Source organism: Occallatibacter sp. (genome assembly GCF_049582745.1).
In the GTDB taxonomy this organism is placed as follows: domain Bacteria; phylum Acidobacteriota; class Terriglobia; order Terriglobales; family Acidobacteriaceae; genus Telmatobacter.
This window is the reverse complement of record NZ_JBAUUO010000159.1, coordinates 1-6,012: the sequence shown is the minus strand read 5'-3', so window position 1 is coordinate 6,012 and position 6,012 is coordinate 1. Positions and strand designations below refer to the sequence as shown.

General features: G+C 58.1%; 4 protein-coding genes. 3 read left to right on the top strand and 1 reads right to left on the bottom strand.

Features of this window, described 5'->3' with window-relative positions:
• The first annotated feature begins 98 nt into the window (after positions 1–98).
• From WCA10_RS22755 to WCA10_RS22745, 3 genes are all read left to right on the top strand, one after another.
• A complete protein-coding gene (locus tag WCA10_RS22755; RefSeq protein WP_472824826.1) occupies positions 99–1,232 on the top strand; it encodes an IS110 family RNA-guided transposase in 1,134 nt (377 codons plus the stop codon).
• A gap of 419 nt (positions 1,233–1,651) precedes the next feature.
• Complete coding sequence (locus WCA10_RS22750; protein ID WP_472824825.1) at positions 1,652–3,745, top strand: PP2C family protein-serine/threonine phosphatase; 2,094 nt, start codon at positions 1,652–1,654, stop codon at positions 3,743–3,745.
• Positions 3,746–3,945: 200 nt separating this feature from the next.
• Entirely contained in the window at positions 3,946–4,767 is an 822-nt protein-coding gene (locus WCA10_RS22745) for an ankyrin repeat domain-containing protein (protein WP_472824824.1), read from the top strand.
• Between the two features lie 114 nt (positions 4,768–4,881).
• Here WCA10_RS22745 and WCA10_RS22740 read toward each other — a convergent pair whose 3' ends face one another.
• Positions 4,882–5,508, bottom strand: coding sequence for an outer membrane protein (locus tag WCA10_RS22740; protein WP_472824823.1), 627 nt, complete (start codon positions 5,506–5,508; stop codon positions 4,882–4,884).
• Positions 5,509–6,012 lie beyond the last annotated feature (504 nt).

Here is a 6,012-nt window from a genome sequence, read left to right as displayed (position 1 = left end):
GTAGTCATTATGGTGTGACCGGCTCGATGCGCTAGTCGTGGGTTAGGCTGAGTTTGTTAAGAACTTTAGTCCAGAGCCACAAGCGGAGGGAACCGGTCATGACTGAGAAGTTACGATTTTTGGGTTTGGATGTCCATGCCGAAACGATAGCTGTAGCAGTTGCGGAACCTGATGGCGAGGTTCGCAGCCTGGGAACGATCGCCAACCGGGAAGATTCGATTCGTAAGTTCATCCGCAAGCTTGGTTCGCCGGAGCAGTTGCGAGCCTGCTATGAAGCCGGCCCGACGGGTTTCGTACTTTACTGGCAACTGACGCAGTTGGGCGTCAAGTGCGATGTGGTGGCGCCGTCGCTGGTTCCGAAGAAGCCTGGGGACAAGGTCAAGACTGATCCGCGGGATGCGTTGAAGCTGGCGCGCAGTCATCGCTCCGATGATCTGACCGCGGTGTGGGTGCCGGATGAAGCTTCAGAGGCATTGCGCGATCTTGTCCGGGCGCGGGAGGCTGCCAAGCAGGATCAGTTGCGCGCGCGACACCGGTTGACCAAGTTGCTGCTGCGTACGGGCCAGCGTCCTCCGCTGGGAGTGAAGGCGTGGACGGCGCGATACATGGAGTGGGTCCTGAAGGTGCGCTATACGCATCCGGCGCGGGAGGCCACGTTGCTCGATTGTCTGAATGAAGTCGAGCACATGGCGGCACGTGTCACGCGGTTGGAAAAGTCGATTGTGGAAGTGATTGAGCTGGCTCCCGCGTCGATGCGGGAAGTGGTCCGCGGTTTACAGGCATTGCGTGGCATTGCACACATCTCGGCCGTCACGATTGCCGTCGAGCTGGGCAACATCACCTCCCGCTTCGAGGGCGCGCGGGACTTGATGGGTTATAGCGGAGCATTTCCGAGCGAAGACTCCAGCGGCAAGCGCATCCGAAGAGGAGGCATTACCAAGTCAGGCAACGCGCATCTCAGACGCATCGTGGTCGAATCGGCCTGGAGCTATCGACATCTGCCCCGCGTCGGAGCCAAGCTGCGCAAACGACAACAAGGGCTTCCCGCAGAGATCACCGAGATTGCATGGAAAGCGCAGATCCGCCTGCATAAGCGCTACATGGCGCTGACGGCCCGGGGCAAGGATCAGAGAAAGACCATGACGGCGGTCGCGCGCGAACTGCTGGGCTTTATCTGGGCCATCGGGATCAAGGCCGAAGCGATCGCCTCCAAGCAACAAATGGCGGCGTGAGAGAAATCGAAAGAGCAAAAGCAAAAACTTTCCAGATAAGGAAAAAGCAAAAACAATCAACCCATGAACAGCGTTATCCAACTCGAGGACAAGGTCAGCCGCAGCCGGAGCAAGCACGAAGGAGAATCCTCGGCGGAAATTTGCGACAGGCTCAGCCGGACTCGCGTTAGTAGTCAGAGGCAGCTCCCGACGGATCATGATTATGCGGTTCCGACCCGCGAATATCAGCTTGATCAATCGTCGCCATTACCTGCCACGGCTGCTGCTGACCTTGTCCTCGAAAGGGAAAAAGCAAGAAACAAAACAAAAACCACCCCAGCGATTCGAAGATGTTGACAGGGTCACACCATATCAGATTTCCGATCATCCCCCACTCTGGGTATAGTGCCTGCAGTGGCTTCCCCTTCAGAGGTCATGCAATGGCAAGACGCACTCGCACCTCCTGCGCTCACCTCTTCATTGCGGTTCCGCTGGCCTTCGCTTGCGGCATCATCCCCGCGGTTTCTGAGGCTCCCTCCGATGGAGCCGGGCACGAAGTGCGCGGATCTCTGGGCCCCGCAGTCCTGCCCCTCTATGGACCCTGGAAGTTCATGATCGGTGATTCGCCGGCCGATCCTTCTACCCGGCAACCGCTGTGGGCGCAGCCCGGCCTTGACGACTCCGCTTGGGAAACGGTGGACCTTACCCCCGCGAAGGATGCCTACGAACCCGTTGGCGGCTACACGGGATACGTTCCTGGATGGTCGGCCCGTGGGCATGCCGGCTACGCGGGCTTCGCATGGTATCGGATGCAGGTTCACCTCAGCGCGCCTCCCACAGGCAATCTCGCGTTGATGGGACCCTCTGTTGTCGACGACGCCTATCAGGTCTTCGTAGATGGAAGACTGCTGGGCTCCTTCGGCGACTTCACCGCCAACCATCCGCCCGTTATCTATTCCTCGCAAGCCAGGATGTTCCCCGTTTCCCAGACGTCCCTTGCGAAATCTGACTCTCCCACCCTCCTCGTGGTCTTCAGAGTGTGGAAACAGCGCGGAGAAATCGTTCCCGATCCCGAAACTGGCGGCTTGCGAGCCGCACCTTTGCTTGGCGATGCCGGAGTCATCGCGGCTGAAATCCAATTACAGAAACTTGACGCCTTTCGTTCCGCCTCTGCTTACGTTCTTGGAACTTTCCTGTTCGCGATTGCCTCCATCGTAGCCTTCAGCCTGCTTCTGTTCGATCGCTCCGATCGTGTCTATTCCTGGATGGGCGCCGTCTTTCTGCTGATGTGTCTGCTGAATCTCCTCGTCGCTGACTCCTTCACGAACCAGCACCAGAGCATTCTGACCAATCGCATTCTCACCGACTGCATCCTGGCGCCTCTGATCTTCGGCGGCTGGGTGATCATCTGGTGGCTGTGGTTCGGTCTACGCAGGCCAGCTGGGCTCCCGCGGGCCGTAGTCTTGATCAGTCTCTTGCTGATGATCTCCTACCGCATCGGTGACGTATCACTTCCCTCAATTACCCAGCCGGTGGCGGCTGCATTCCACTACGTTTCGCTGGCCCTGCGATTGATCCTGTTCGCGCTGATCTTATGGATCGTCCTTCAAGGTATTCGCAGGCAGGGACTCGAAGGTTGGTTGGTCTTGCCGGTAATTCCCCTCGAAGGCCTGGGAATGTTCTGGCCCGAGTTGTCGTCCTTGAACGTTCCCGTATTCTGGTACCCCTTCGGTCTCACCATCTTTCTCGGCCAGCTTTCCAGTCTCATTCTGCTGGCTGCAATGGCGCTCCTCATGTTGCGCCGCCTGTTGCTTTCGATTCGCCGTCAACGATTGATGGCACTCGACGTGAAACAGGCGCAGGAGGTACAGCAGGTTATTCTGCCGGAACTCCGTACCGAACTTCCCGGGCTTACCATCGAATGCCAGTACCGCCCGGCTCGCGAGGTTGGGGGTGACTTCTTCCAGATCATTCCCCACAAATCCGATCGCAGTTTGCTGATTGTCGCTGGCGATGTCACGGGAAAGGGTCTCAAAGCCGGAATGCTGGTTGCCCTGCTGGTGGGAGCCGTTCGCAGCACGGCAGAGTTGGATTCAGAGCCAATGTCCGTTCTGCACGTGCTCAATCGCCGCCTCATGGGACGAGCAGATGCACAGGCGACATGCCTCGCGCTCCGCATCGCAATCAATGGCGCCGTAACTTTGGCCAATGCCGGACACCTGCCGCCTTATCTCAACGGAGATCCTCTCCCCATGGAGGGCGCCCTGCCACTAGGCATGATTGAGGAGCCGGAATTCTCTGTAATGCAGTTCCATTTGCAGCCAGGGGACAAACTCGTGCTCATCTCCGACGGTATCGCCGAAGCGACAGACGCGGAAGGCCATCTCTTCGGCTTCGAACGCGTACACGGGCTGTTGCGCACCGGCACCGGCGCAGCGGAGCTTGCCGACGTCGCACAAACCTTTGGCCAGGAAGACGACATCAGCGTCATCTTCATAAGCCGCAACGCCGTCCAAGATCCGTCCATTGTGTGAGTTGAACCCAACGCTCCGATCCAATTATGCAATTGCCAGATTCAAGGTGTCAGAGGCGCGCTCCGGCTGCTTCACGATCGCATGCGACCACGGACCGCTTTCTCCCGTCTCTAGAAGTGTGCCCCGGCCGCGTCACGGTCGCGGTAGCCCATAGGCAAATAGGAAACCTGCCTTTCATCTGCACGGAGAGACTGAAGAAAATGAAAACGTTGATCAATTTGCACACCTCTTTTGCTGCGCGCACCTTGCGTGCCGTCGCAGTATCCCTCGCAGCCGTCACCCTCGCCACCCCCGCCTTCTGCGGACCCATCCAGGACGCGGCCCGCAAAGGCGACGTCAAAAAGGTCAAAGAGCTCCTCGCCTCCGACTCCAAGCTTGTCAACGACAAAGACAAGAACGGCGACACTGCCTTGCACCAGGCCGCATTGCACGGCCAGCTCGCTGTTGCGCAGGTCCTCATCGACGCCGGCGCCAACGTGAATGCAAAGAACAACTACCCGCCGTTCGTCCCCGATGATCTGGGCAAGCAGTTTTCTACCAGCAATCACCAGGATCCCGTCATCCTGCTCCATTCCCAGGCCGTCAACACCACCAATGCACTCAATACGCAGGGAGTGACCGCGAACGAACTTAAGGACGGTTACACGCCGCTCGACCTCGCCGAATTCGCAGTCAACCACAACAAAGTGGTGCAGCTCCTCGTCGCCCACGGAGCCGACGTCAACGCCCGCGCCGCCAGCGGCGCCACCCCCCTCTTCTGGGCCGTCATGCGCGATCAGAAAGACGACGTCAAGTTCCTCCTCGATCATGGCGCGAATCCCAACATCCCCGATGCCTACGGCAACACCATCCTCGACTGCGCTCTGCACCTCGGCTTTCAGAGCGAGGTCGGTCTGCTCGTCGACAAGGGTGCCGACGTGAACGCCCAGGATGCAAACCAGATGCGGCCCCTGGCCTACGCAATGCAGGCCAATGAGGATACCGCCGTCAGCGTCCTCAAAAAACACGGCGCCCACCAGTAAATCAGTGCATAGGTGCCCCGACCTGACTCGTCAGGTCGGGGTCAAGAAACTCCCACTCCGCGCAGCAGAATCGAATCGCTTATCGCTGAAAGCTGATGACTGATAGCTGTGCTCCTAGAACCGGAAATACACCCCGATCATCGGCTCCGACGTATGCGTGAATGTGTTCGTCGATGTGTATAGCCGCGTCAAGTCCGGCGCCTTGTAGAGATTCCCGCGATACTGAAACCGTAATCCGAGGTGCGGAAATACACCCCAGTCCAGCCCCGCGCCATACACAAAGACCGGCTTGGTCGCGCTGGTCGTGTTGCTTTGGCTCCCCGTCGGCTGATCGAACAGCAGTCCCACGCCGCCCAGCACGAATGGACGCAGGTTCGCCACGTGAACCGAAACCAGCCAGTCCCCGGTCACCTCGTGCGCATTGGCTTTCACAGATGCCGGCAGCCCGCACTGTACACCCTCCACGCACGTCCCGACACCAGCGGCCGGCGCATACGTCTCGTTGGCGCGGTTGTAAGAGTAGGTCGCCTCATACCCCACAAGCGGATTTGAAATGTGCCGCAGCTCGATCATTCCGCCCGCCGAGTTCGCCGGACTCTGGATCGTTCCATTCCCGTTTGTTGTTCCGTGAAAAGCCCCGTATAAGCTCAGCGCCAAATCGGTCTGCGCCTGCGCCGCGCTGGCGCTGCCCCACACCAGACCGGCGCACAACATCAACCACCGTGTCCATCTTGTTCGCATAATGGCCTCCGTATGATGTACGTTTCCTCGGAATAACCGAAAACGGAACGACCCCGGGGAAACAGACTTCCGATTCTCTCTTGGACGCAGAAATTCGGGAATCCGTGCCCGGATTCAAACACCGAAGAATCATGAATGCAGATGGGTCTGAATTCAAATTATGCGAATGCAAGATAGGTCATCCGCCAACGCCCTCGAGTTCCAGCCTGCCCTCATTGTCAAGCCCCTTGCACTCATTTTTCCGCTAAGTCCCTGAATCTGCGCGCACGATTTTCGCTGCCCATTTGCAGGTAATTTCCCGCTTCCGGAGCACAATAACACTATGGCGAGTTTCCGCAGCGCAGCCGCGCCATGACTCAGATCTCTGCTCGATGATCCCCCTCTGATTTTTTTGCTCTCTGAGCTCCGTTCTAAGTCCTTAGCTTGGAAATATTTGCGTCCAAGTCTATTCGCTGGAATTATCTACAGATATTTCCCTCTCGCAAAGCCATGATTCTAATAATG

Bases quoted from the DNA above. Each gene is read 5' to 3' on its own strand.
- WCA10_RS22755 (WP_472824826.1), top strand. From the start codon at position 99: ATGACTGAGAAGTTACGATTTTTGGGTTTGGATGTCCATGCCGAAACG.
- WCA10_RS22750 (WP_472824825.1), top strand. From the start codon at position 1,652: ATGGCAAGACGCACTCGCACCTCCTGCGCTCACCTCTTCATTGCGGTT.
- WCA10_RS22745 (WP_472824824.1), top strand. From the start codon at position 3,946: ATGAAAACGTTGATCAATTTGCACACCTCTTTTGCTGCGCGCACCTTG.
- WCA10_RS22740 (WP_472824823.1), bottom strand. From the start codon at position 5,508: ATGCGAACAAGATGGACACGGTGGTTGATGTTGTGCGCCGGTCTGGTG.